23 protein-coding genes are annotated in these 24,122 nt (G+C 63.7%); 11 read left to right on the top strand and 12 right to left on the bottom strand.

Going from position 1 to position 24,122, the window contains the following annotated elements:
- Nucleotides 1-103: 103 nt before the first annotated feature.
- Entirely contained in the window at nt 104-1,204 is a 1,101-nt protein-coding gene (locus tag PQU96_RS07620; RefSeq protein WP_272771688.1) for a GNAT family N-acetyltransferase, read from the bottom strand.
- Nucleotides 1,201-2,418, bottom strand: coding sequence for a BtaA family protein (locus PQU96_RS07615; protein ID WP_272771687.1), 1,218 nt, complete (start codon nt 2,416-2,418; stop codon nt 1,201-1,203). Before PQU96_RS07615 ends, PQU96_RS07620 begins: the two co-directional genes overlap by 4 nt.
- A 228-nt stretch (nt 2,419-2,646) precedes the next feature.
- Here PQU96_RS07615 and PQU96_RS07610 point away from each other — a divergent pair, with 228 nt between their 5' ends.
- The 3 genes from PQU96_RS07610 to PQU96_RS07600 are packed head-to-tail and all read left to right on the top strand — an operon-like array spanning nt 2,647 to nt 4,947.
- On the top strand, nt 2,647-2,916 hold the full coding sequence (locus PQU96_RS07610; protein WP_272771686.1) for a FeoA family protein: 270 nt from the start codon (nt 2,647-2,649) through the stop codon (nt 2,914-2,916).
- A gap of 7 nt (nt 2,917-2,923) precedes the next feature.
- Nucleotides 2,924-4,768, top strand: a complete 1,845-nt coding sequence (gene feoB / locus PQU96_RS07605; protein ID WP_272771685.1) for a ferrous iron transporter B — start codon at nt 2,924-2,926, stop codon at nt 4,766-4,768.
- A 14-nt stretch (nt 4,769-4,782) separates the two neighbouring features.
- Nucleotides 4,783-4,947, top strand: a complete 165-nt coding sequence (locus PQU96_RS07600; RefSeq protein WP_272771684.1) for a FeoB-associated Cys-rich membrane protein — start codon at nt 4,783-4,785, stop codon at nt 4,945-4,947.
- 90 nt (nt 4,948-5,037) lie between these two features.
- Here the strand turns inward: PQU96_RS07600 and PQU96_RS07595 are convergent, their stop codons facing one another.
- Complete coding sequence (locus tag PQU96_RS07595) at nt 5,038-5,940, bottom strand: LysR family transcriptional regulator (protein ID WP_272771683.1); 903 nt, start codon at nt 5,938-5,940, stop codon at nt 5,038-5,040.
- 119 nt (nt 5,941-6,059) lie between these two features.
- On the opposite strand from PQU96_RS07595, the gene PQU96_RS07590 reads away from it, so the two are divergent.
- Nucleotides 6,060-6,923 (top strand): MBL fold metallo-hydrolase, encoded by an 864-nt coding sequence (locus PQU96_RS07590; RefSeq protein ID WP_272771682.1) that lies wholly within the window; start codon nt 6,060-6,062, stop codon nt 6,921-6,923.
- Complete coding sequence (locus PQU96_RS07585; RefSeq protein ID WP_272771680.1) at nt 6,917-7,612, top strand: DsbA family protein; 696 nt, start codon at nt 6,917-6,919, stop codon at nt 7,610-7,612. The genes PQU96_RS07590 and PQU96_RS07585 overlap by 7 nt, the downstream gene beginning before the upstream one ends.
- Nucleotides 7,613-7,689: 77 nt before the next feature.
- Here PQU96_RS07585 and PQU96_RS07580 read toward each other — a convergent pair whose 3' ends face one another.
- The 4 genes from PQU96_RS07580 to PQU96_RS07565 all read right to left on the bottom strand — a co-directional run bounded on the left by PQU96_RS07580 (nt 7,690) and on the right by PQU96_RS07565 (nt 11,975).
- On the bottom strand, nt 7,690-8,292 hold the full coding sequence (locus PQU96_RS07580) for a hypothetical protein (protein ID WP_272771678.1): 603 nt from the start codon (nt 8,290-8,292) through the stop codon (nt 7,690-7,692).
- 246 nt (nt 8,293-8,538) lie between these two features.
- A complete protein-coding gene (locus PQU96_RS07575; protein WP_272771677.1) occupies nt 8,539-9,717 on the bottom strand; it encodes a branched-chain amino acid ABC transporter substrate-binding protein in 1,179 nt (392 codons plus the stop codon).
- Nucleotides 9,718-9,815: 98 nt separating this feature from the next.
- Nucleotides 9,816-10,877, bottom strand: a complete 1,062-nt coding sequence (gene ocd, locus PQU96_RS07570; RefSeq protein ID WP_272771676.1) for an ornithine cyclodeaminase — start codon at nt 10,875-10,877, stop codon at nt 9,816-9,818.
- Between the two features lie 66 nt (nt 10,878-10,943).
- Nucleotides 10,944-11,975 carry a histone deacetylase family protein gene (locus tag PQU96_RS07565; RefSeq protein ID WP_272771675.1) on the bottom strand — a complete coding sequence of 344 codons (1,032 nt, stop codon included), beginning with the start codon at nt 11,973-11,975 and terminating at the stop codon, nt 10,944-10,946.
- A 124-nt stretch (nt 11,976-12,099) separates the two neighbouring features.
- Here PQU96_RS07565 and PQU96_RS07560 point away from each other — a divergent pair, with 124 nt between their 5' ends.
- Nucleotides 12,100-12,579, top strand: a complete 480-nt coding sequence (locus PQU96_RS07560) for an Lrp/AsnC family transcriptional regulator (RefSeq protein ID WP_272771674.1) — start codon at nt 12,100-12,102, stop codon at nt 12,577-12,579.
- A 222-nt stretch (nt 12,580-12,801) separates the two neighbouring features.
- Nucleotides 12,802-13,587 carry a hypothetical protein gene (locus tag PQU96_RS07555; RefSeq protein ID WP_272771673.1) on the top strand — a complete coding sequence of 262 codons (786 nt, stop codon included), beginning with the start codon at nt 12,802-12,804 and terminating at the stop codon, nt 13,585-13,587.
- Between the two features lie 218 nt (nt 13,588-13,805).
- On the opposite strand, the gene PQU96_RS07550 is transcribed toward PQU96_RS07555, so the two are convergent.
- Complete coding sequence (locus tag PQU96_RS07550) at nt 13,806-15,266, bottom strand: efflux transporter outer membrane subunit (RefSeq protein WP_272771672.1); 1,461 nt, start codon at nt 15,264-15,266, stop codon at nt 13,806-13,808.
- Between the two features lie 91 nt (nt 15,267-15,357).
- Here PQU96_RS07550 and PQU96_RS07545 point away from each other — a divergent pair, with 91 nt between their 5' ends.
- The 4 genes from PQU96_RS07545 to PQU96_RS07530 all read left to right on the top strand — a co-directional run bounded on the left by PQU96_RS07545 (nt 15,358) and on the right by PQU96_RS07530 (nt 21,138).
- Entirely contained in the window at nt 15,358-15,975 is a 618-nt protein-coding gene (locus tag PQU96_RS07545; RefSeq protein WP_272771671.1) for a TetR/AcrR family transcriptional regulator, read from the top strand.
- A gap of 84 nt (nt 15,976-16,059) precedes the next feature.
- A complete protein-coding gene (locus PQU96_RS07540) occupies nt 16,060-17,175 on the top strand; it encodes an efflux RND transporter periplasmic adaptor subunit (protein WP_272771670.1) in 1,116 nt (371 codons plus the stop codon).
- Nucleotides 17,172-20,261: an efflux RND transporter permease subunit gene (locus tag PQU96_RS07535; RefSeq protein WP_272771669.1), complete on the top strand. Its 3,090-nt coding sequence runs from the start codon at nt 17,172-17,174 to the stop codon at nt 20,259-20,261. The genes PQU96_RS07540 and PQU96_RS07535 overlap by 4 nt, the downstream gene beginning before the upstream one ends.
- A 70-nt stretch (nt 20,262-20,331) precedes the next feature.
- Nucleotides 20,332-21,138: an oxidoreductase gene (locus tag PQU96_RS07530; protein WP_272771668.1), complete on the top strand. Its 807-nt coding sequence runs from the start codon at nt 20,332-20,334 to the stop codon at nt 21,136-21,138.
- Nucleotides 21,139-21,385: 247 nt separating this feature from the next.
- Here PQU96_RS07530 and PQU96_RS07525 read toward each other — a convergent pair whose 3' ends face one another.
- The 4 genes from PQU96_RS07525 to PQU96_RS07510 form a co-directional block, all read right to left on the bottom strand.
- Entirely contained in the window at nt 21,386-22,381 is a 996-nt protein-coding gene (locus tag PQU96_RS07525; protein ID WP_272771667.1) for an aldo/keto reductase, read from the bottom strand.
- A gap of 399 nt (nt 22,382-22,780) precedes the next feature.
- Complete coding sequence (locus PQU96_RS07520) at nt 22,781-23,797, bottom strand: NADP-dependent oxidoreductase (RefSeq protein ID WP_272771666.1); 1,017 nt, start codon at nt 23,795-23,797, stop codon at nt 22,781-22,783.
- Nucleotides 23,798-23,827: 30 nt separating this feature from the next.
- The gene (locus tag PQU96_RS07515) at nt 23,828-23,971 is read right to left on the bottom strand and encodes an alpha/beta fold hydrolase (RefSeq protein WP_272771665.1); all 144 of its coding nucleotides are present in this window, start codon (nt 23,969-23,971) and stop codon (nt 23,828-23,830) included.
- A gap of 60 nt (nt 23,972-24,031) precedes the next feature.
- Nucleotides 24,032-24,122 (bottom strand): IS3 family transposase (locus tag PQU96_RS07510; RefSeq protein WP_272771416.1); only part of this gene is annotated, 91 nt, incomplete at its 5' end.

Below are 24,122 nucleotides of genomic sequence, written 5' to 3'. Positions count from 1 at the left end.
CTTTGTACAAACGTTCATGCCAATGGCGCAGCATAACGTCATTGACGGGGCTTGTGCCAATGCTTGTTTCTGCTAAGCAAAGTCCCGCGCCCGCCCGCCGTGCTCAGCCGTGGCGGCTGAGAATCGGCCCGGCCATGCGCTGCAGGATACCGGCCAGCGTGCCCAGCGCCAGCCGTTGCCGCCCCGGCAGGTGGCCGCTGAACACCGCGCTGTATTCCAGCGCCGGCACGCCGCCGCGGTGCTGCTTGAAGGCGCCGGCGCCGGAGCTGTAGTGCAGGCGCAGGCCGCGCGCCTGTGCCTCGCGCAGCAGCAGCGCCATCAGCCGCCGGTACAGCCCCAGCTCCGGCGGCAGCGTGGTGTCGTAGCCCAGCAGCGGCGTGGTCAGCCAGCCGTAGCGCTGGTAGAAGCCGATGACGCCGACGATGCGGCCGTCCAGGCGCAGCGCGTGCAGTTCCAGGAAACGCTTGTCGAGACACAGCGCGAAGAACTCGGGCGTGAAATCCGGATTCAGCACCGAGTACTTGTCGATGAACAGCGCGCGGAAGCAGCGGCGCAGCGCCGGCAGGTCGTCTTCGGTCAGCGTGTCCGGGCCGCACAGCTGCAGGTCGGGCTGCGCCAGCAGCTTCTGGTCGCGCCTGACGTTGGGGCTTTGCCACACCGCCGGGTCTTGCGGATCGCAGGTGTAGATCTGACGCGCCGGCAGCAGTGTCCAGCCCTGTGCGGCCAACCTTTGCGCAAGGCCGGGGTTGACCGCGTCGCTGACGTTGCGCAGCAGCAGCGGGCTGTCGCAGTGGCGCGCCATCACCGATTCGGTCAGCAGCGACAGGTCGCTGTCCTGCCATTGCGGGTGCAGGTTGGTGGAGATCAGCCAGTTGTTGATCACCGCCGCCTCGTCCAGCCGCGCGGCGGTGATCAGGCCGGACAGCGGCAGCGCGGCGACCTGCGCCAGCGTGCCCAGCGAGCGGCTCTTGCGCTGTGCCTCGTCCTGCGCGTAGCGCAGCCACGCCGAGCGTGCGCTGGCGACGTAGCTGTCCTGTGCGCTGAAGGTGTGCAGGCGGGTGACGGGGATGGGCGGGTTGCCGGCGTCGCTGCAGCAGACGTCGCAGGCGGCATTGCGCACCCAGTGCTGGCCGCCGCTGAGCCGGGCCTGGCTCAGCCAGCTGGCGTGGCGGTCCAGCAGCAGCGCGGGTTCGAGTCGGTTCATGTTTGCTTGATATAGAGGTGGACGCCGCCGTAGATGGCGGCGCGATCGCGCCGGTGCAGCGCGCGGTTGTGGTCGGGGTCGGTGTGCCAGGCGGCGCGCACCTGCGGCGCCAGTCGCGCGTCCAGCGGCGAGGCGCTGCCGCCAGTGCGGAACACCACGCGCGCGCCGCGGGCGGCGGTGCGGGTCACTTCGCGCCACAGCGCGTTGAGCTGGGCATCGTCCATCCAGTCCTGCGCGTCGAGGAACAGGTAGGCGTCCAGCGAGTGCGACGGGCGGTTGACGAGGAAATCGGTCAGCGAGCAGTGGTGGCTGTAGAGGCGTGGGCTGTACTCGCGGATGGCGGCATAGTGCTGCTGTTGCAGGTACATCGGCAGCGCGCTCTGGCGGCCGGTGTCGTAGCGGCGGGCAAACGCCTGCTGCGCGTACGGGTTGTCCGCCAGCGGGAAATCGCAGGCCAGGCGGCGCATGCGCTCGCGGAACAGCGCTGGCAGGTCGCCGTCGGCATCGTGCAGCAGCGCGGCGAACTGCGCCGGTGGAATGCCCATGCTGTACAGCATCGCCGGGCGGCGGGCGAGAAAACGCAGCAGCGGATGGTCGAACAGCGGTGCCAGATGGCGATCGAACAGCGCCTGCTGCTCGTCAAGGTTGGCCGCAGTCGCCAGCCGCGACAGGTTGCCGCCCATGAGTCGCCCCAGGCCGTGTGCGACGCCGATAAAGCGGCCGAGCAGGCCGTGGCGGTAGGCGTGGCGCGCGAACAGGCTGTAGCGCGGCCGGCCGCGCCAGTCGTTCTGCTCCCAGTATTCGCGCGCGGCAGGCGGCAGCTGCGGCGCCAGATACTGGCGGTAGCGTTGCAGGTTGGCCGCATCGTCGGCGCCGCCAAGAAAGGCCAGCAGCGCCGGGTAGTCCGGCAGACTCTGGAACGCGGCGCGCTTGAGCGCCAGCATCGCCAGATGGCTGGCGTTGAGGTCTACCGCGTGCACCTCTTGCGGCGCGCAGGCGAGGTAGGCCAGCGCATTGCATCCGCCGGAGGAGATGGTCAGCACCCGCGCGCCGGGCTGCAGCTGTAGCGCGTCGATGTCGACTTGCGGGTCTTCCCAGATCTGCGCGTAGACCAGCTGGCTGAACCAGCGCGCGAACAGCCGGTCGCCCAGCGCGCGGGCGCCGGTGCTGCGGCTGTTGTGGACTGCCTTGTTGACCAGGGTATGGGTCTGCATATCGCCTCCGGAGTTGGGCATCCCGGCATTGTGGCGGCGGCGGGTGGCAGGCATGTGACGGCTTGATGTCAGTACCGTGACGCGGGGCGTGCCGGCCACGGCGACAAGTGCGCTTTTGCTTGATATGGATCAAACCAGGATGTCTGTACATGGCGCTGGCTTATTGTTACGATAAAAAGAATTAATCGCATTTAATTTTTCTCGCATACGCTGGCCAAGGAGCACGCTTTGTCACACTCTGCCACCCCGCTGCATCTGCTGCCCAAGGGCGCCCGTGCCACCATCGTCGATATCGCCAGCCACAGCCACTTTGGCGAGCTGGACGCGCAGGTGACGCTGCGCCTGAAGGAGCTGGGCTTTTTACCCGGCGCCGTGCTGCAGGTGATCGGCTTCGGCCTGTTCGGCGCCGATCCGGTGGCCGTGCGCATCAACGGCACCAAGTTCGGCCTGCGCCGCAGCGAAGCGGCCAAGATCCTGACCACCCTCCAGCCTGCCTGATTCCGCCATGTCCCTATCCCTTTTGCGTTTTGCCCTGGTGGGTAACCCCAACTGCGGCAAGACCGCGCTGTTCAACAGCCTGACCGGCGCCCGCGCCAAGGTGGCCAACTACGCCGGCGTGACCGTGGAAAAACGCCTGGGCACGCTGACCGGCCTCGGCCGCCCGGCCGAACTGATCGACCTGCCCGGCACCTACAGCCTGTACGTGGCCTCGCCGGACGAGCAGGTGGCGCGCCGCGTCATCCTCGGCGAAATGGCCGGCGAGGCCGCACCGGACGTACTGGTGGCGGTGGTGGATGCCACCAATATCAAGCTGGGTCTGCGCCTGGTGCTGGAATTGCAGGCGCTGGGCCTGCCGATGATCCTGGCGCTGAACCTGGCCGACGCCGCGCGCCGCCGCGGCATCACCATCGATACCGCGATGCTGTCGCAGCAGCTGGGCATGCCGGTGGTGGAAACCGTGGCCGTGCGCAAGCACGGCGTGGCTGAGCTGCAGGCGGCGCTGGCCGAATGCGCCGCCAACGCCGGCAGCCGTAGCGGCAAGCTGGCGCTGCCCGAGCGTGGCGAAGCGGTGGAAGACCTGTACGCCCGCATCGACAAGGTGCTGGCGGCCTGCGTGTCGGCGCCGTCGCACGCGCCGGCCTGGCAGGACAAGTTGGATGCGCTGGTGATGCACCCGGTGCTGGGTCTGGTGCTGCTGGCTGCCATCCTGCTGCTGATGTTCCAGGCGGTGTTCGCCTGGGCCGCGCCGGTGATGGACGCCATCGACGGCGGCATGGGCTGGCTGGGTGAGACCGCCGGTGCGCTGCTGCCGGCCGGCATCCTGCACGACTTCGTGGTGGACGGCCTGATCGCCGGTGTCGGCGGCGTGCTGGTGTTCCTGCCGCAGATCATCATCCTGTTCGCCTTCATCCTGGCGCTGGAGGATTCCGGCTACCTGCCGCGCGCCGCCTTCCTGCTGGATCGCATGATGCGCGGCGTCGGCCTGTCCGGCCGCTCCTTCATTCCGATGCTGTCCAGTTTCGCCTGCGCGGTGCCGGGCATCATGTCCACGCGCAGCATTGCCGATCCGAAAGAGCGCCTGGTCACCATCCTGACCGCGCCGCTGATGACCTGCTCGGCGCGGCTGCCGGTATACGCGCTGGTGATCGGCGCCTTCGTGCCCAAGCAAAGCGTGGGGGGCGTGTTCAACCTGCAGGGCCTGACCCTGTTCGCGCTGTACCTCGCCGGTATCGTCAGCGCCGCGCTGGTGGCCTGGCTGATGCGCCGCCGCGAGTCGGCCGGCCACGGCTTTCCGCTGTTGCTGGAGTTGCCCAACTACCGCTGGCCCAATGCCTACCACTTCCTGCTGGGGCTGAAGGAGCGGGCGTGGATCTTCCTCAGTCGCGTCGGCACCGTCATTCTGGCGCTGTCCATCGTGCTGTGGTTCCTGGCCACCTATCCGCACGCGCCGGTGGACGCCACGCTGCCGGCCATCGAGTACAGCTTTGCCGGCATGCTGGGCAAGGTGATGCAGCCCTTGTTCGAGCCGCTGGGCTTCAGCTGGCAGATGTGCATCGCGCTGATTCCGGCGATGGCCGCGCGCGAGGTGGCGGTCAGCGCGCTGGCCACCGTGTACGCGGTCGGCGGCGAGGATGCGCTGGGCGGCGCGCTAGCGCACGACTGGGGCCTGCCGGTGGCGCTGGCCTACCTGGCGTGGTTCGTGTACGCGCCGCAGTGCCTGTCCACCATTGCCGTGGTGCGGCGCGAGACCAACTCGCTGCGCGCGACCGTTATCTTTACCGGCTACCTGTTTGCGCTGGCCTATTTCGGCGCGCTGCTGGTACGCCAGATCGCGGCCCTGTGGGCCTGATGGAGGAGTAGACGATGAGCGAAGGCATCCAGATGGCCATCGTGGGCCTGATGGTGGCGGGGGCGGCCTTGTACCTGCTGCGCAAATACCTGCCGCGTGGCCGCACCGCCGGCGGCAAGAGCACGCAGGACGGCGCCTGCGGCAGCTGCAAGCGCTGCAATAGCGGCAGCTGCCACTAGCCGACAGACGGCACAAGCCGGCCACAAGCGCCCGATGCACGGCATCGGGCGTTTGCCTGTTGGCGAGTGCCGCAGGTCGTGAGCGGGGGTTTACGATACGCGCACCCACGGCGGGGCGGCAAACCTCTGTACCAGAAAATCCAGCAGTGCCCGCACCGCCGGCGACAGGTGGCGGCGCGACGGATACAGTGCGTAGATGGTCATCGCTGGCGGCTGCCAGTCTGGTAGCACCGGCTGCAGCCGGCCATCCTGCAGTAAAGCATTGGCCAGATAGGTTGGCTGCAGGCTGATGCCGCCATCGGCCAGTGCCGCGTGCAGCAGCACGGTGGCGTCGTTGGCGGTGAAGCGGGTGCTGACTTGTACCGTTTCCTGCACCTCATCGCGTTGCAGGCGCCAGCTGCTGCGGCCAACGTTGCTGTGCCCCAGGCAGCGGTGACTGGCCAGCTCGGCCGGTGTCTGCGGCGTGCCGGTGGCGGCCAGATAGCCGGGGCTGGCCACCAGCACCGAATCGCACACCGCCAGCGGGCGCGCGATCAGCGCCGGGTCCGGCTCGCTGCTGATGCGGATCGCGAGATCGATGCGCGCTTCCACCAGGTTCAGCGCGGCGTCGCCGACGTTCAGGTCGATCTTGAGCTGCGGATGCCGCGCCAGAAAGTCGGCGATCGCCGCCGCCAGATGGGCGTGGCCGAAGGACATGCTGCTGGTCAGCCGCAACTGGCCGCGCAGCCCGCCGTCCGCCGGTGCCACCTCGTCTTCCACCTCCGCCACCAGCGCCAGCAGCTGCAGACAGCGGCGCAGCGCCTGTTCGCCGGCGTCGGTCAGCGTCACGCGCCGGGTAGTGCGTTGCAGCAGTCGCGCGCCCAGCCATTGCTCCATCTCCGCCACGTAGCGCGTGACCATCGCGCGCGACATCTCCAGCCGTTCGGCGCTGGCGCTGAAGCTGCCGCTGGCGGCCACGTCGGCGAATACCCGCATCGCAGTGACTCTGTCCATGTTGTCTGCTCGATTCGTGCAACAAATATGCGCTGATTATCCGGTTTATCTGTGCGGATGGGGAAATTATAGTGACGTCCATCAACCACGCGGCTGCCGCCGCCATGAAAGGACAGAACATGATTCGCACCACTCTGATCGCCGCCTCCATCGCCGTTGCCAGCACTGCCGCCCACGCTGGCCAGCCCTTGCAGCTGAAGGTCTACAACGCCGGAGAGGGCAGTTTCCACGCCAATGCCGTGGTGGTCAGTGGCGAGCACGAGGCGATGGTGATCGACAGCGGCTTCACCCGCGCCGACGGCTACCGTATTGCGGCCAACGTGCTGGACAGCGGCAAGACGCTGAAAACCATCCTGATCAGCAACGCCGACCCGGATTACTATTTCGGCGCCGAGGTGCTGAAGCAGCTGTTCCCGCAGGCCGAGGTGGTGGCTACCCCGGCGGTAGCCGGCAAGATCCAGGCCAAGCTGGCCGGCAAGCTGGCGTTCTGGGGGCCGAAGATGGGCGCCAACGCACCGCAGCAGCCCATCGTGCCCAGTGCCTTGAAAACAGACAGCCTGAGCGTGGACGGTGAAAAGATCGAATTGCGCGGCACCCGTGGCGTGCTGGCGCACCGTCCGTATGTGTGGATTCCGTCGCTGCGCGCCATCGCCGGCAATGTGGCGCTGTTCAGTGGCCTGCACGTGTGGACCGCCGACACCCAGCAGCCGGCCGAGCGCCAGGCGTGGCTCGCGCAGCTGGACGAGATGGCCGCGCTCAAGCCCGCCATCGTGGTGCCCGGCCACATGGCCGCCGGCAGCGCGCTGGACGCTACGGCCATCAGCTACACCCGCCACTACCTGCAGCGTTTTGACAGCGAGGCGGGTAAGACCAACAATGCCGCCGGACTGATTGCCGCCATGCAGCGCGCCTATCCGCAGGCCGGCATGGGGCTGGCGCTGGATATCGGCGCCAAGGTGAACAAAGGTGAAATGAAATGGTAAACGCCACCCTGCATTACTACTACGACCCGCTGTGCGGCTGGTGCTACGGTGCGGCGCCACTGCTGGCCGCTGCGGCCAACGTTGACGGCCTCGCCATCACGCTGCACGCCGGTGCGATGATGAGCGGTCCGAACCGCCAGCCGGTGACGCCGCAATTGCGTCAGTACGTGATGGGGCACGACCAGCGCATCCAGCAGCTCACCGGCCAGCCGTTTGGCGACGCTTACTTCAACGGCCTGCTGCTGGATAACCAGGCCGTCTTCGACAGCACGCCGCCGACGCTGGCGATCCTCACCGCCGAGGCACTGGGGCTGGACGGGCTGAGCATGCTGCATCGCCTGCAGCAGGCGCACTACGTGGAAGGGCAGCGCATTGCCGAGCCGGCGGTGCTGCAGCAGTTGGCGCAGGAACTGGGGCTGGATGACGCCGCCTTCGCCGCCGAGTACCAGCGCCAGCAGGGCGAATTTGCCGCCCACGTTGGGCGCAGCCACCGCGACATGGCAACACACGGCTTGAGTGGCTTCCCCTCGTTGCTGCTGGAGCTGAACGGCCGCCTGCAGCGGCTGGAGCTGTCGCCGTATCTGGGCAAGCCGGACGCGTTTGCCGGCTACCTGCAAGGCCTGCTGGCCGGTGCGGCCAACCTTGGCACGGACGACGCACCGTTCTGCACACCGGACGGCTGCCAGTAGGCGAGGTCACTCAGTCAAAACAAAACCGCCAGTCACGCAAGACTGGCGGTTTTTTTGTGGCCGGAGCCCGGTCCGGATCATTGCCCGGGACGGTAATCCACCAGCTCGTCCAGCCACCAGCTGCCGACCTCGCCACTTGGTGTGAATTCCTTGTACTCGGAGCGCACTACCCAGCCCAGCTCCGGCGATAGCCAGTCGGTGGCCACCCGTTTGCCGCTCTGGCCGTTCTGTGTCCAGGTGCCAGTGTACTCGTGGCGGGTAACGGTGACAGGTTTGCCCTGGAAAGTCAGTGTTTCCACGCCGGCAATCGTGACCTGCATGTCCACGCGCATGCCGCTGCGGGAGGTGGCGCTGTAGCTGTGGCTTGCCCCGACCACCAGCGGCCAGCGGTACAGCTCGCGCACTTCCTTGCTGCCCTTGCTGAGCCGCACCGGGTTGAGGTTTTCGTTCCTGTAGAACGTCGAGCTGCCGTCGGCGGAGCGGCTCTCGAACTTGTACAGGCCGCCCTCCATGCCGACCAGGGTGTCCTTCCAGCGATCCACCTCTTTTTGCTGCTGCATGTCGGTGTGACGGGTCTCGAATACCGTGCCGGGTTTCAGCACCGGGCGATTGAAGGAATCCGCCGCGTATGCCAGCGGTGCGCACATCAGTAGCGGTAGGAGCAGGTGCAGGGGCCTCATCGTCTCTCTCCATGATGTATGGGTTTACTGAGTGTAGACAAAAACCCCGGCAGTGCTAGCGGGGGCTTCAGGACCTGCGGGCTGATTGCACCGGTGCTCGGGAGCGGCGCCGAAGGTACGGCTCTTGCGGCCAACCTTGGCCGCCGGCGCAAAAAAAAGCCAGCACGAGGCTGGCCGAAGTACTTGCTTTCAGAGGAAAAACAATCCGTGAGCCGGCGTGCTCAAGCCGGCTCACGGCATGGCCGCTCAGGCGCCGCCGACGGTGGACACCACCTGCCACTTGCCATTCTTGACCTGGTAGACGGTGACCGCGCCGTTGTTGATGTCGCCCTTGGCGTCAAACGACACCTTGCCGGTAACGCCGGTGTAGTCGGTCTTGCCGACTTCGCTCAGGTATTTCTTCGGGTCGCTGGAGCCGGCGCGCTTCATCGCCTCCACCAGCACGTGCACGGCATCGTATTCGTACGGCGAGAACACCTGGATTTCGGTGTTGAACTTGCTCTGGAACTTGGTGTTGAAGGCGGCAAAGCCCGGCATCTTGTCGCGCGGCAGGCCGCAGGCGGAGGCGTACAGGCTCTCGGCGGCATCGCCCGCCAGCTTGATGAATTCCGGGGTCTGCATGCTGTCGCCGCCCATCAGCTTGGCCTTGATGCCGAGACGCTTCATCTGCTTGGCCATCGGCCCGGCCTGGGCGTCCATGCCGCCGTAGAACACCACATCCGGCTGGGCACCCTTGATCGCGGTCAGGATGGCATTGAAGTCGGTGGCGGTATTGGTGGTGAATTCGCGCTTCACCACCGTGCCGCCCTTGGCGGTGACGGCCTTGGCGAATTCGTCGGCCAGACCTTGGCCATAGGCGGTGCGGTCGTCCACCACCGCCACCGTTTTCGCCTTCAGCGTATCGATGGCGAACTGCCCCAGCGCCGTGCCTTGCTGCACGTCGTTGGCGATCATGCGGAAGGTGGTCTTGTAGCCTTGCCGGGTGTAATCGGGGTTGGTGGCGGATGGCGAGATCTGCGGGATGCCGGCATCGGAGTAGATGCGCGAGGCCGGGATGGTGGTGCCGGAGTTCAGGTGCCCGACCACGCCCACCACGCCGGCGTCGATCAGGCGCTGCGCCACCTGGGTGCCGATCTTGGGGTCGCCCTGGTCGTCCTCGGAGACCAGCTCGAAGCGCACTTTCTTGCCGCCGATTTCCACGCCGGCGGCGTTGAGGTCATCGATCGCCAGCTTGGCGCCGAATTCGACATCCTTGCCCAGGTGCGAGATCGGGCCGGTCAGCGGCGATACCTGGCCGATCTTGATGGTTTCGACGCCGGCGGCGGCCGCATTGTCCGGCGCGGTGGCGCTTGCTTCCTGCTTGCCGCAGGCGGAGAGGGTGAGTGCCGCGGCGGCAAACAGGCCCAGTTTCGCAAAGTTTCTCATGTGTTCTCCTGAATGTAGATCGGGATTGCCGTGATGCCGGGGCAGGCTGCGTCTGGGCGCAGTGTTTTCTCCCGCGGTCTGGCGCTGGGTGGAACGCTTTATTGCAAAACCGGTACAGGACGCGGCGTGCGCTCGGGCATAGCTGCTACGCGCATGAAGCCGTACAAGTCTTTGGGATCGGGGGCGGCCGGCACCAGGTCGATGACGCTGCCGATATGGTGGGCGGGGGCCAGCTCGTGCAGATAACGCAATGCCGCAAAGTCTTCGATGGCAAAACCGACGGAATCGAACACCGTCACTTGTGTCTCGTGTTCGCGACCGGGGGCTGATTGGCGGAGAATCTGCCACAGCTCGGTGACCGGGAAGTCGGCAGGCATTTGCTGAATTTCGCCTTCGATTCGGCTTTGCGGCTCGAACTCGACCACTACCCGTGCCGCGGACAGGATGTCGGCATGGAGCTCGGTCTTGCCGGGGCAGTCGCCGCCCACTGCATTGAGATGCATGCCCGGCTCAATCATGTCCGGGGTCAGGATGGTGGCGTAATTCTTGTCGGCGGTGACGGTGGTGACAATGTCCGCGCCGCGTACCGCTGCCGGCACCGATGGCGCGGCGATGATGTGCAGGCCGGGGACGCCGGCCAGATTGCGCTGCAGCTTGGCCGTGGCGGCGGGGTCGATGTCGTAGACGCGTACCTCGTTAATGCCGAGCAGGGCGCGGAACGCGAGAATCTGGAACTCGCTCTGCGCGCCGTTGCCGATCACCGCCATGCTGCGGGCGTTCTTGCGGGCCAGTACGCTGGCGGCCAGCGCCGAGGTGGCGGCGGTGCGCAAGGCGGTGGTAATGGTGAATTCGCTCAACAGCAGCGGGAAGCCGCTGTCCACGCTGGCCAGTACGCCAAACGACATCACTGTCAGCAGGTTTTGCCCGGTGTTTTTCGGGTGGCCATTCACATATTTGAAGCCGTACAGTGCCTCGTCCGAGGCCGGCATCAGCTCAATCACGCCATCGGGAGAGTGATTGGCCACCCGGGCGCATTTCTGGAATTCATCCCAGCGCAGATAGTCGGCCCGGATATAGTCGACCAAGCCCAGAATGAACGGCTCGGTGCCGATGGTTGCCAGGAGTTGTTTGATATCGTTTACGTCGATGTAACGCGTCATGTTCCGTCCTTCAGTGCATGGCGGGCGTGGCCCGCGGCTGGTGATGCCCATGGCGGGCAGGCTGGCTCAGCGCTGGCCCTCGAAGCCGCGCAGCACATTCACCGCGTTGACGCCGATGTCGTCGACCATGTAGCCGCCTTCCATCACGAACAGGGTCGGGCGGCCGATGCCGGCGATGGTCTGGCCGATCTTGAGGAAGTCTTCGCTTTCCAGCCGGAAGTGGCTGATCGGGTCGTCCTTGAAGGTATCCACCCCCAGCGAGATCACTACCGCGTCCGGGGCGTAGGCGGCAATCGCGTCGCAGGCATGGGCAAGCGCCGCGCCGTAGCCGTCCCAGCCGGTGCCGTGCGGCAGCGGGTAGTTGTGATTGAAACCCAGACCGGCGCCACGGCCGGTTTCGTCACGGTGGCCGAGGAAGTAGGGGTAGGAATGGAGCGGGTCGCCGTGCAGCGAAGTGAACATCACGTCGGCGCGGTCATAGAAGATGCTCTGCGTGCCGTTGCCGTGGTGGTAGTCCACGTCCAGCACCGCCACCCGTTTGGCGCCGTTGTCCAGCGCGTGCTGGGCGGCGATGGCGGCATTGTTCAGGTAGCAGTAGCCGCCCATGTACTCGGCGGCGGCGTGGTGGCCGGGCGGGCGGCACAGGGCGAAGGCGCTGTGTTCGCCCTGCGTCAGTGCGGCCATGCCGGTCAGCGCCAGATCGGCGCTGGTCTTTACCGCCTGCCAGGTGCCGGCGGTGATGGCCACGCCGGCATCCATGGCGTAGAAGCCCAGTTTGCCGTCGATATGCTGCGGCTCGATATCGCTGCGCAGGTCGCGCACCGGCCAGATCAGCGGCAGCGCGTCGTGCTGGCGGCCCAGCGCCTGCCATTCGCTCCACGCCTGTTCCAGAAAGCGTACATAGCGCTCGCTGTGCACGCGGGCATAACTGGCGCTGCCGAATTCACGCGGCGCGATGACCTCGCCGAGGCCGACGGCCTGCACCCGCGCCAGGATGGTGTCGGCGCGGCTCGGCATCTCGAAACAGGGCTTCAGGACGCCGTCTTTCAGCTCGGTGGCGTGGTGCAGACGATGGGCATTGCTGTAGATGGTAAGCATGACGTTGTGCCGTACAGGGGAAGGTGACGGCAATCAGTATGTGGCGGCACGGCTGGATTTACTTTGCTTTAAGCGCCCGCCATTCGCTATCCTGCGATATGAACAGACTCTCTCAGTGGCGAAAATGAGTACAAATAAACCAAAAATCGAACTGGATGCCGCAGACCGGACTATTTTGCGTCTGCTGCAGCAGGACGGCACGCTGTCCAACCCCCGGCTGGCGGAGCAGCTGTCGCTAAGCGTGACGCCATGCTGGCGGCGCCTGAAACGGCTGGAAGACGAGGGCTATATCAAGGACTACCAGGCCAATCTCGACCGCCGCAAGCTGGGGCTGGACGTGCTGGCCTTCGTGCAGATCCGCTTCAGTGCGCACGGCGGCAACGAGCCGAACGCGTTCGAGGCGGCGATGTGCGCGCAGCCGCAGGTACTGTCCTGTCACAAGATCACCGGCGACGCCGACTACCTGATGCAGGTGGTGGCCACCTCGCTGGACGCCTACAGCGATTTTGTCGAGAACGTGCTGCGCCAGATGCCGGGCGTGGCGTCCATCCACTCCAGCCTGGCGCTGCGCGAGGTGAAGGCCGGTAGTCGCCTGCCGGTGTAGTTGCAGCGGGGGTGAAAGGTTGGCCGCAAGCGGAACAGGGCTTGCGGCCAACCTTGTGGCTTGGTGGGGAGACGAGGCAGGGGGTCAAAGCGACGGATTGTGCCTATGTGCTAGCATGGCTGCTGTCGGCCAAAAGTGGACATAGAGTCGTTCATCCCAAAGCAGACCGTTAAGGTTGCCGGTGAATTCAGACGTTATGCATTTACATATGGTGTTGTCACAATGATTAGCGAAAAGTCAAAATTTGAGCTGAGGCATGTTCTGTACTGCGACCTTCTCGGTTTCTCCAAGTATTCGAAAAGTGAGTTCTTTGAGGCAGCCAGGTGCTTCCGACTTTTCAAGCAACTCGATGAATTGATCGCAGACGCCTCTAGGCACATAGCGGACGACGAGCTAAATGAAGTATCTGGCCGTAAATATGATTACATCGTGAAGCCAGAAGTAATTTACTGTTCAGACAGCCTCGTTATTTCAACGCCTGCAACGAATATTGATGCAATGTGGCTCTTTGAGGCCGCGGCACGTATCCAAAATGGCATATGTGCTCACGGCTTTCTTCTCAGGGGCTCAATTGTTACTGGAAATTTGTATCATTCAGGAAACACGATTTTTGGTCCAGCAATTGTCGATGCCGTTGCCAAAGACAAATCAGGTGGTGCCCCTGTAATCGTGATTGATGAAGATTCCCTTAAGTATTTTTGCTTGGCAAACTCAGACGAAGATGAAGAGATCGTTAAAATAAGAAAGCATCAGCTCGTGGCAGAGGATGACTATGACGCGCCATACATTGATCCATTTTGGATTTCAAAAATTGCCGCTAACCAAACAGCCATCAACTTCGAAACACGTATCAACCTAGATTATTGGAGAGCGCTAATTGAGACGGGACTGAAAAATAGGAGCGCCAACATTCTTGGAAAATACACATGGATGGCAAATAGGTTCAATAAAGTTATTTGCAACAAGGCAAGCAACATCAAGCCAATTGTTCTTCCACAGCCAATCTAGTACTAAAACATGCCTAACTTGGCGGATCGAGCGGGCCTGTGCCGCTTTTTGCGCAGGCCCGCTCACTTATATATTGAACGGCCGCTTTCCTCACACAGCAACTTCCGTTTTGGGTCGGGAGCAGTCACCTAGACCAACTACTTAAGGACAGTACATCAGCCAAAGCAGAGAGATGAGCGGTAGCTGGTTTGCTCAGGAATTCGGGTTCGCCCCTGTTGCTACCGGACTGCCAGAACCGCTGATTCGTGAGGCTGCCAACCGCCGCCCAGCGCCTTGAAGGCTGCGACCGCTGCGCGTGCCGATTCCGTTTGCGCCTGTGCTTGCGCGTCGGCGGCACGCAGCAGGCTTTCATCGGCTTGCAGCACCTCGATCAGGCTGACGACCCCTTTTTGATAGGCGGCAAACGACGCCGACCGGGCGCGACCAAGCGAGTCCACGCCCCGGGCAAGGACGGCTGCCTGTTCCTCGCGTTTGACAAGGGCAGAGAACGCGTTTTCCACATCCTCTGTAGCCCGTAGTACGGCCAGCCGGTATGCGGCCAACCTTTCGGCCTCCTGGCCCCTGGCCTGGTCGATCTGCGCGTTGATGCGCGCAAAATCGAACAGGCGCCAGCGCAGCCCCAGCACGCCGGCGGCCTGGCTGGCGCCACCGCTGAACAGATTGCCGGCGGACACCGCGGTTGCGCTGCCGAGCAGTCCGCTCAGCGTGAGCTTGGGGTAATACTCGGCAAGGGCGACGCCGATACGTGCATTCGATGCCGCTAGGCGGCGCTCGGCCACGATCAGGTCTGGCCGGCGGCGGAGCAACTCGCCCGGCGATCCGGTGGCGGCAAGGCGTGGGGCGGCAGGGATGGAGCCAACCTCAGCCAGCTCGGCGCGATGCGTGCCGGGTGAGGAACCCAGCATCACATCCAGTGCGTTCATGGCCGCGTCCAGCCCCGTTTCGAGCACGGGCACCGCGGACTGGACCTGGGCCAGCGCCCCTTCGGCCTGGTCCACCTGCAGTTCGGCCGCCAGCCCCTTGCCATAGAGCAGCCGGATGGTCGCAAGCAGCGCCTGCTGTTTCTGCAACTGACGGTGGGCAACGTTCAGTCGGGTCTGCAATCCGCGGATGCTGATATAGATGTCGGCGGTCTGGGCCGCCACCGCCAGCCGCGTGGCCGTGGCGCCGGCTGCCGACGCCTGATACTCGGCCAGCGCGGCTTCTTGCCCGCGGCGCAAGCCGCCGAACAAGTCCAGCTCCCAGCTGGCAGCGAGACCGGCCTCATAGGCATTGCCGTAACGGTCGAATCCTGGTGTCGAATTCAGGACCTGCCCCACGGGCGTTTCAACGGACTGGTAGGCCCTGGCGGCCTGGCCACTGACATTGCCGGCCGGCAGCAAGGCGGCATGGGCTGCTCCCAGGCCGGCCCGCGCCTGGACGACGCGGGCGGATGCCTGCGCGAGATCGAGATTCTGCGCCAACGCCAGCATGACGTATCGACTCAGTTGCGGATCACCGAACCCCGTCCACCATGCCGCCAGGTCGGCACCGGTGGAGGCATTTCGCTGTTCCACTGCGGTAGCGCCCAGATAGCGTTCAGGCATCGGCATGTCGGGCCGGGCATAGTCGGGACCGACGGCACAGCCGGTCAACAGGCTGGCGGTGATGAGCAAGACAAGAGGACGTTTGGCTGGCACGGGTGGCTCCGAATCAGAATGAACTATTGTGACCATAATACATTCTAGTCACTCGTTGTCAATTTTTAGAAGTCCCGCTAAGCTAAAGCCCATGAAAAATGCCAATGCCTCCCCCAGTCCGGCCCGCGGCCCGGCCGACCACGACGTGCGCGATCAGATCGTTGCTGCCGCCACCGAACACTTCAGCCTCTATGGCTACGAGAAGACCACGGTGTCCGATCTCGCCAAAGCCATCGGTTTTTCCAAGGCCTATATCTACAAGTTCTTCGAGTCCAAGCAGGCCATCGGCGAGATGATCTGTGCCAACTGCCTGCGCGAGATCGAGAACGATGTCAGAGCCGCAGTAGACGCCGCAGAGCGACCGCCGGAGAAACTGCGGCGGATGTTCAGAACCATTGTGGAATCCAGCCTGCGGCTGTTTTTCCAGGATCGCAAACTCTATGAGATCGCCGCGTCGGCTGCGGGCGAGCGCTGGCAGGCGACGGTCGCCTACGAGGCGCGTATTCAGGGCCTGCTGCAGGACATCGTGCAGCAGGGGCGACTAAGCGGGGACTTTGAGCGCAAGACTCCACTCGATGAAACCGCCAAAGCGATTTACCTGGTGATGCGCCCTTATCTGCATCCGCTACTGTTGCAGTACAACTTCGAGAACACCGAGGAAGCACCCGCGCAACTTTCCAGTCTGGTGCTGCGCAGCCTGTCGCCGTGATGATACAGATAAGTTGTGACCATTGACTAAGTTAGTCACAAGAACAATACTGAAAGTCCCGATCACTTAGTCAAAGGGACTTTCATGCTTCGGCATCGCCTTGCTATCTCTACAGTCATTTGTGCTTTGCCGTTTGCCCTGGTCGCTTGCGGCGAAAAAACACAATCCGACCCACGCACCGGCACACCCCTGGTGCGTGCCGCTATCGTTCAGGGGGTCAGCCCTGAATCACGCTCCTTCACTGGCACCATAGCCGCCCGGGTACAGAGCGATCTCGGCTTCCGGGTCTCCGGCAAGGTGCTGGAGCGTCTGGTGGACACCGGGCAAACCGTCAAGCGCGGCCAACCTTTGATGCGGATCGACCCGGCCGATCTCAAGTTGGCCGCACAGGCACAGCTGGAGGCGGTCGCCGCGGCGCGGGCGCGGGCGCAACAGACGGCACAGGACGAAGCCCGCTATCGCGACCTGCGCGGCACCGGGGCGATATCGGCTTCCGCCTACGACCAGGCCAAGGCGGCCGCCGATGCCGCCAAAGCCCAGCTCAGCGCGGCCGAAGCGCAGGCCGACGTGGCCCGCAATGCCAGCCGCTACACGGAACTGGTGGCCGATGGCGATGGGGTGGTGATGGAAACGCTGGCCGAGCCCGGCCAGGTCGTGGGTGCAGGACAGGCCGTGGTGCGTCTGGCCCACACCGGTCGCCGCGAGGCGGTCATCCAGTTGCCGGAAACGCTGCGCCCCGCGGTCGGCTCCAGTGGGCAGGCCACGCTGTTCGGCAGGGAAGACGTGAGCGTTCCGGCCAGACTCCGCCAGCTTTCCGGTGCCGCCGACCGGCTCACCCGCACCTTCGAAGCGCGCTATGTGCTGGAGGGTGATTTGGCTGACGCTCCGCTGGGAGCCACGGTAACCATCCGGATTCCGGACGGGCATGCCGCAGTGAACGGCAGCATGCAGGTGCCAATCGGTGCGCTGTTCGATGCGGGCAAGGGGCCGGGGGTATGGGTGATCGCTGGCAAGCCAGCCAAAGCTTCCTGGCGGCCGGTCAGCATCCTGCATCTGGGAGACGATGGCGCGCGCATTGCCGGCCAGATCAGGCAAGGCGACCGGATCGTCGCGCTCGGCGCGCACCTGCTGCGCGAAGGCGAGCAGGTCCGGGTGGCTGACCAGACCGCCGCCACTGCCGCAGAAGGAGTCCAGCCGTGAGCGTGGGCCGTTTCAACCTGTCGGCGCTCGCGGTACGCGAACGTGCCGTGACGCTGTTCCTGATCCTGCTGATCTCGCTGGCGGGCGTCGTGTCCTTCTTCAAGCTGGGACGGGCAGAGGACCCCTCATTCACGATCAAGGTGATGACCATCGTCACCGCCTGGCCCGGCGCGACCGCGCAGGAGATGCAGGACCAGGTGGCCGAGAAGATCGAGAAGCGCCTGCAGGAGTTGCGCTGGTATGACCGTAGCGAGACCTACACCCGCCCGGGCCTGGCTTTCACCACGCTGACCCTGCTGGACAGCACCCCGCCGTCGGAAGTGAAAGAGGAGTTCTACCAGGCCCGTAAAAAGGTCGGCGACGAAGTGCGGAATCTGCCACCCGGCGTGGTCGGGCCGTTTCTCAACGACGAATACGCCGACGTGACTTTCGCCTTGTACGCGCTCAAGGCCAGGGGCGTGCCGCAGCGCGAGCTCGTTCGCGACGCGGAAACGCTGCGCCAGCGCCTGCTGCACGTGCCGGGCGTGAAGAAGGTCAACATCGTTGGCGAGCAGGCGGAGCGGATCTATGTCGAGTTCTCACACGATCGCCTGGCCACGCTGGGCGTCAGCCCACAGGACGTGTTCGCCGCCCTCAATAGCCAGAACGCGCTGACGCCGGCCGGCGCGGTGGAGACCAGGGGGCCGGAGGTGTTCATCCGTCTGGATGGTGCCTTCGACCAGCTGCAGAAAATCCGCGACACACCGGTGGTGGCGCAAGGCCGCACGCTGAAGCTGTCGGACATCGCCACCGTCAAACGCGGCTACGAAGACCCGGCGACATTCATGATCCGTAATGGCGGCGAACCGGCGCTGTTGCTGGGTGTGATCATGCGCGATGGCTGGAACGGGCTGGATCTGGGCAAGGCACTGGATAGCGAAGTCGGGGCGATCAACGCAGAGCAAGCGCTGGGCATGAGCCTGAGCAAAGTAACCGACCAGGCCGTCAACATCAGCTCGGCGGTCGATGAGTTCATGGTCAAGTTCTTCGCCGCGGTGCTGGTGGTGATGCTGGTGAGCTTCGTGAGCATGGGCTGGCGCGTGGGGCTCGTGGTCGCCGCGGCTGTTCCGTTGACACTGGCTGTCGTGTTTGCGGTGATGTTGGCGACCGGCAAGAACTTCGACCGCATCACGCTGGGCTCGCTGATCCTGGCGCTGGGCCTGCTGGTGGACGATGCCATCATCGCCATCGAGATGATGGTGGTGAAGATGGAAGAAGGCTACAGCCGCGTCAAAGCTTCGGCCTACGCCTGGAGCCACACCGCAGCGCCCATGCTGTCGGGCACGCTGGTCACGGCGGTTGGCTTCATGCCCAATGGCTTCGCCCGGTCCACGGCGGGCGAGTACACCAGCAATATGTTCTGGATTGTGGGCATCGCACTCATCGCCTCGTGGGTGGTTGCGGTGGTGTTCACCCCCTACCTGGGCGTCAAGCTGTTGCCCGACTTCAAGAAGGTGGCAGGCGGTCACGAGGCGATCTACGACACCCCACGCTACAACCGCTTCCGTCAACTGCTGGGGCGCGTCATTGCCCGCAAGTGGCTCGTCGCCGGCGCGGTGATCGGCCTGTTCGTGGTGTCGGTGCTCGGCATGTGCCTGGTCAAGAAACAGTTCTTCCCGATCTCCGACCGGCCGGAAGTGTTGGTCGAGGTGCAGATGCCCTATGGCACGTCGATTACCCAGACCAGCGCCGCGGCCGGGAAGGTGGAAGCCTGGCTGGCCAGGCAGGCGGAAGCCAGGATCGTCACCGCCTACGTTGGCCAGGGCGCGCCGCGCTTCTTCCTCTCGATGGGGCCGGAGCTGCCCGATCCGTCGTTTGCCAAGATCGTGGTGCGCACGGACAGCCAGGACGAGCGCGAAGCGTTGAAACACCGGCTGCGGCAGGCTGTCGCCGACGGTCTGGCCCCCGAGGCGCGGGTGCGCGTCACTCAGCTGGTGTTCGGCCCGTATTCGCCGTTCCCGGTGGCCTACCGGGTCAGCGGCCCGGATCCGGAGGTGCTGCGTACACTTGCCACCGAGGTGCAGCAGGTCATGGGCGCCAGCCCGATGATGCGCACCGTCAACACAGACTGGGGAGTGCGCGTGCCCACGCTGCACTTCACCTTGCAGCAGGACCGCTTGCAGGCTGTCGGGCTGAGCTCCAGCGCGGTGGCGCAACAGCTGCAATTCCTGCTCAGTGGCATTCCGGTGACGGCGGTGCGGGAAGACATTCGCACGGTGCAGGTCGTCGCGCGCTCAGCGGGCGACAGCCGGCTCGACCCGGCCAGGATCGGCGATTTCACCCTGGCAGGCGCCAACGGGCAGCGCATCCCGCTGTCGCAGGTGGGCAAGGTCGAGGTGCGCATGGAGGCACCCATCATGCGCCGGCGCGACCGCATGCCGACGATCACGGTGCGGGGCGACATCGCCGAAGGCCTGCAGCCGCCGGACGTGTCAACGGTCATTACCCGGCAACTCCAGCCTATCGTGGCCAGGCTGCCGGCGGGCTATCGCATCGTGGAGGCCGGCGCCATCGAGGAATCAGGCAAGGCGACGGTCGCCATGCTGCCGATATTCCCCATCATGCTGGCCATCACCCTGCTCATCCTCATCCTGCAGGTGCGCTCCATCGCGGGCATGGTGATGGTGTTCCTCACCAGTCCGCTGGGGCTGATCGGCGTGGTGCCGACCTTGCTGCTGTTCCAGCAGCCCTTCGGCATCAATGCGCTGGTCGGCCTGATCGCGCTGTCGGGCATCCTGATGCGCAACACGCTGATCCTGATCGGGCAGATTCGTGAGAACGAACAGGCCGGGCTGGCCCCCTTCCGCGCGGTGGTCGAAGCGACCGTGCAGCGTGCACGCCCGGTGATCCTGACCGCGCTGGCCGCGATCCTGGCCTTCATCCCGCTGACCCATTCGGTGTTCTGGGGAACGCTGGCCTACACGCTGATCGGCGGCACCTTCGCCGGAACGATCCTGACCCTGGTGTTCCTGCCGGCGATGTACGCGATCTGGTTCAGGATCCGTCCCGACAGCGTCAGCCGACCGCTGGCTGGGACGCCGGTGTGACGACGGGCCGCCAAGGCGGCCTGTCCTGCGGTACACAATCGCTGTCTTTCTGTATCGAAAAGGAATTGTCATGAAGCATCAGACTGTTGTCCTCATCACCGGCGTGTCGTCGGGTATCGGTCGTGCCACCGCAGGGAAGTTCGCCGAGCAGGGGTGCTGCGTATTCGGCACGGTGCGCAACACGGCCAAAGCACAGGCCATACCGGGTGTTACCCTCATCGAAATGGACATTCGCGACGACGCCTCGATTGCGCGCGGCATCCAGACCATCATTCAGCTGGCCCAGCGTATCGACGTGCTGGTCAACAGCGCGGGTACGACCCTGCTGGGTGCGGCAGAAGCAACGTCGATTGCCGAAGCCCAGACGCTGTTCGATACCAACCTGTTCGGCCTCCTGCGCGTGATCAAGGCCGTGCTGCCGCACATGCGCGAGCAGCGTTCCGGCCGCATCGTCAATGTCAGTTCGGTACTGGGTTTCCTGCCCGCGCCGTACATGGCGCTCTACTCGGCGTCCAAGCATGCCGTCGAAGGGCTGTCCGAGACCCTGGATCACGAGGTACGCCAATTCGGCATTCGCGTGGCGCTGGTCGAACCCTCCTTTACCAAAACCAATCTCGATCTCAACGCGCCACAGACCGCTTCCAGAATCCCCGACTACGACGCTGAACTCGGCGTCGTGACCCGGGCGATCCAGGACAATGTACAGAAAGCGCCCGACCCCGATGGCGTCGCCGCCACGATTGTCAACGCCGCCCTGGGCGCCTGGAAGATGCGCCATACCCCGAAAGGCGAGGCCTCTCTTCTGGCCAGGTTGCGCCGCTTCATGCCCGCCGGCCCTGTCGAGAAGGGCCTGCGGAAAACGTTTGGGCTGGCCTGAATCGATCCCGATCTATTCGCAGTGGCAAGCACCCAAAAGAGCTTGGTGCTGAATGAATCGCCACAAAGTTACTAGATACGTAGATGGCTGTTTTCTTATTGAAAACAGCCACTCTTGATCTAACTATGAGTGGCTGTTGCTGGTCGTCGGCCAAAGCGGACGATTGCAAGTACGAGTGCTATGCCTGCTTTCGCCTTGGCTGCTGTCACAAAGTTTCTAACAAATCAGAGCGATTTATATGCCCTGCTTACACAATAGTAAGATCATCCCAGGAAATCGGCCTTCTGGCTGACGTCGAAAGCCCCAGACTACTCACCGCATCAAGACGATTAATCTGCTCGGGTGACAGAGGCAGAGCCAGTGCGTCGAGATTGTCCCTGAGTTGAGCCTGCGAACGCGGCCCGATAATGGGCACGGCGCCATGTGTCCCTGCCCAGGCGATGGCGACCTGGCTGGCACTAACACCCAGCTCCTCTGCAATTGCCAGCACTGAATCAAGAGTCAGCGTGCGCTGGGTTGAGTTCTCTGGCTGAAAAACACGTCCTCCGAAGCCTTCGGCACGCCCCTTATCCCCTTTTCGATACTTGCCAGTCAGCATGCCACCGCCCAATGGCGACCAGGTAACGATCCCAAGGCCTAACTCAAGCGATGCCGGAAAGAGATCCGCTTCTGGCTCGCGGTGCACCAGACTGTGCTCGAACTGTGCCGCCGCGATAGGGACCGCATGAGTTAATTCGGCGAGCGTGACTGCACGGGAAAGCCGCCACGCGGGAAAATTAGACAATCCGGCATAAAGAATCTTGCCGGCGCGCGCCAAGTCCTCAAAGCCACGGACAATCTCCTCGATGGGGGTTACTCCATCGGGATGGTGCGCCCAGTAGATATCGATCCGATCAGTCTTGAGACGTTTCAGGCTGGCCTCCACTGAGGCAACCATTGCCTTGCGGCTATTGCCGGTTACTAGCCGGTTGGCATTGGGCGTGGCGCCATTGGTGAATTTGGTGGTCAAGACAAAATCCTCGCGCCGTCCGTTCAGGAGCGCTCCAAGCAACTCCTCTGCCTGGCCGAATTGATAGATGTCTGCGGCATCAATGAAATTACCACCCGCCTCGGCATAGGTGTTGAAGATGGCCGCAGCCACATCCGGGTCTGCGCCATATCCCCAACCAGTGCCGAAGTTTCCCGTGCCCAGTGCTACCTGTGATACACGCAAGCCGGTTTTGCCAAAAGCTTTGTATTTCATATTATTTCCATTAATAAAATGTGTGTTAGATAGAAATTTTCAGCATGGTTTCATCTGGCTGAATAGAGCTAATCAGGGGGGGTGTTCAAATATCCCTGGTATAAAACCAGGGTAAAACCGGACTAAAGTAGAGCAGGGGCTTATTCGATGCCTTCCCGGATTTGAGCAGTAAATAATTCTGAATTTCAAATATTATTAGTCCAAGAATATTCAACCTGAAGGAACGTTTTTCTGTGGCGGAATAAACTATGAACGCGGTACGGCACTTGGCTTTCAATCGTAGAGGGTGCCGGGATGCTGGTGCCGGCCGGTGTGCTCGCAGGATGGTTGGTCCGTCCGGTGTGCATCCGTTACACAAAAATCCGGCCCCCGGCCCGATTGACGCCATCGGCTACCCGTTCACCGCATCTTGACCACCACCTTGCCCCTGGCATGACCCTGGGCGAGGTAGGCAAGCGCCTCCTTGGCCTGTTCGAACGGGAACACCTTGTCGATTACTGGCTTGATGCGTTCTGTCTCAAGCAGCTGGCTGATCTGCCCCAGCTGGGCACCGTCCGGACGCACGAAGAGAAACGCGTAAGTAACGCCCTGCTTCTTCGCAAGCCGCATGATCTTGCGGCTCATCAGCCCGAATACGAACCGTAGAACAACGTTCAGGCGCTTGGCGCGGGCGAATGCGGCATCCAGCGGGCCGATGAGCGAGACGATCCTGCTTCCCGGCTTGAGGATGGCGAGGGACTTTTCAATGGTGTCCCCCCGCACGGTGCCCAGCACCGCGTCGTAGCCATGCAGCACGTTCTCGAATGCCTGCTGCTTGTAGTCGACCACCTCGTCTGCGCCCAAGCTGCGCACCAGTTCGACGTTGCCCGTGCTGGCGGTGGTGCCCACTTTAGCTCCCAGGTGTTTGGCCAGCTGGATGGCAAAGGTACCGATCCCGCCGGAACCGGCCGGGATGAATACCTTCTGGCCGGCCTCGAGATTGGCGCGTTCCTTTAGCGCCTGCCACGAGGTAAGGCCGACCATCGGGATCGACGCGGCCTGCACGAAGTCCAGATTGGCCGGCTTCAGCGCGGCGGCGCGCTCCGGCACCACCGCGAACTCGGCCAGCGATCCCGTGCCAAGGTCGAATATGCTGGCGAAGACGGCATCGCCCGGCTTGAAGCGGGTCACGTTGCGGCCAACCTCGGTCACCACGCCGGCCAGGTCGCTGCCCAGCGTGGCCGGCAGCTGGAAACGCAGCACCGGCTTGAACATGCCGGTTGGAATCATGTTGTCGATCGGGTTCAGGCCGGCAGCGTGAACCTGTACCAGTAGTTCGTCGTCCTTGAGCGTGGGGCGGGGTACATCGCGAAGCCCGATCTCGGGCGACTTGCCGTAGCGTTTGAAGGTGAGCGCTTTCATGCTTTGATTTTCCATTCCGGTTTTTTCCATTCTTTTCTGAGCGGATCAGTCCGCGAGGAAGTCCAGCACTGCGGGCACAAAGGCCCGGTAGTACTGGAAAACGCCCCCGTGCCCCGAGTTGGGGTAGAGCGTGAGCCGTGCATTCGGCAGGCGGCGGGCCATATCGGCCGAATGCTGGCTGTCGACCATGAGTGTCAATCAGCGTCGAATTTTGACCAGCAGGGGGTGCGGACAAAATCTTGGACTTGTTTATGCTGCCAAACCAAGACTTTCCCGATACTCTAGGGGGCTGCGTGCCCCTAGGGAAAGCTTGATTCGCTTTTCGTTGTACCAGCGAATG

Source organism: Vogesella margarita (genome assembly GCF_028548475.1).
Classification (GTDB): domain Bacteria; phylum Pseudomonadota; class Gammaproteobacteria; order Burkholderiales; family Chromobacteriaceae; genus Vogesella; species Vogesella margarita.
This window is presented reverse-complemented; position numbering and strand designations above follow the sequence as displayed.

Bases quoted from the DNA above. Each gene is read 5' to 3' on its own strand.
- PQU96_RS07620 (WP_272771688.1), bottom strand. From the start codon at position 1,204: ATGAACCGACTCGAACCCGCGCTGCTGCTGGACCGCCACGCCAGCTGG.
- PQU96_RS07615 (WP_272771687.1), bottom strand. From the start codon at position 2,418: ATGCAGACCCATACCCTGGTCAACAAGGCAGTCCACAACAGCCGCAGC.
- feoB (WP_272771685.1), top strand. From the start codon at position 2,924: ATGTCCCTATCCCTTTTGCGTTTTGCCCTGGTGGGTAACCCCAACTGC.
- PQU96_RS07600 (WP_272771684.1), top strand. From the start codon at position 4,783: ATGAGCGAAGGCATCCAGATGGCCATCGTGGGCCTGATGGTGGCGGGG.
- PQU96_RS07595 (WP_272771683.1), bottom strand. From the start codon at position 5,940: ATGGACAGAGTCACTGCGATGCGGGTATTCGCCGACGTGGCCGCCAGC.
- PQU96_RS07590 (WP_272771682.1), top strand. From the start codon at position 6,060: ATGATTCGCACCACTCTGATCGCCGCCTCCATCGCCGTTGCCAGCACT.
- PQU96_RS07585 (WP_272771680.1), top strand. From the start codon at position 6,917: ATGGTAAACGCCACCCTGCATTACTACTACGACCCGCTGTGCGGCTGG.
- PQU96_RS07580 (WP_272771678.1), bottom strand. From the start codon at position 8,292: ATGAGGCCCCTGCACCTGCTCCTACCGCTACTGATGTGCGCACCGCTG.
- PQU96_RS07575 (WP_272771677.1), bottom strand. From the start codon at position 9,717: ATGAGAAACTTTGCGAAACTGGGCCTGTTTGCCGCCGCGGCACTCACC.
- ocd (WP_272771676.1), bottom strand. From the start codon at position 10,877: ATGACGCGTTACATCGACGTAAACGATATCAAACAACTCCTGGCAACC.
- PQU96_RS07565 (WP_272771675.1), bottom strand. From the start codon at position 11,975: ATGCTTACCATCTACAGCAATGCCCATCGTCTGCACCACGCCACCGAG.
- PQU96_RS07560 (WP_272771674.1), top strand. From the start codon at position 12,100: ATGAGTACAAATAAACCAAAAATCGAACTGGATGCCGCAGACCGGACT.
- PQU96_RS07555 (WP_272771673.1), top strand. From the start codon at position 12,802: ATGATTAGCGAAAAGTCAAAATTTGAGCTGAGGCATGTTCTGTACTGC.
- PQU96_RS07545 (WP_272771671.1), top strand. From the start codon at position 15,358: ATGAAAAATGCCAATGCCTCCCCCAGTCCGGCCCGCGGCCCGGCCGAC.
- PQU96_RS07540 (WP_272771670.1), top strand. From the start codon at position 16,060: ATGCTTCGGCATCGCCTTGCTATCTCTACAGTCATTTGTGCTTTGCCG.
- PQU96_RS07530 (WP_272771668.1), top strand. From the start codon at position 20,332: ATGAAGCATCAGACTGTTGTCCTCATCACCGGCGTGTCGTCGGGTATC.
- PQU96_RS07525 (WP_272771667.1), bottom strand. From the start codon at position 22,381: ATGAAATACAAAGCTTTTGGCAAAACCGGCTTGCGTGTATCACAGGTA.
- PQU96_RS07520 (WP_272771666.1), bottom strand. From the start codon at position 23,797: ATGGAAAATCAAAGCATGAAAGCGCTCACCTTCAAACGCTACGGCAAG.
- PQU96_RS07515 (WP_272771665.1), bottom strand. From the start codon at position 23,971: ATGGTCGACAGCCAGCATTCGGCCGATATGGCCCGCCGCCTGCCGAAT.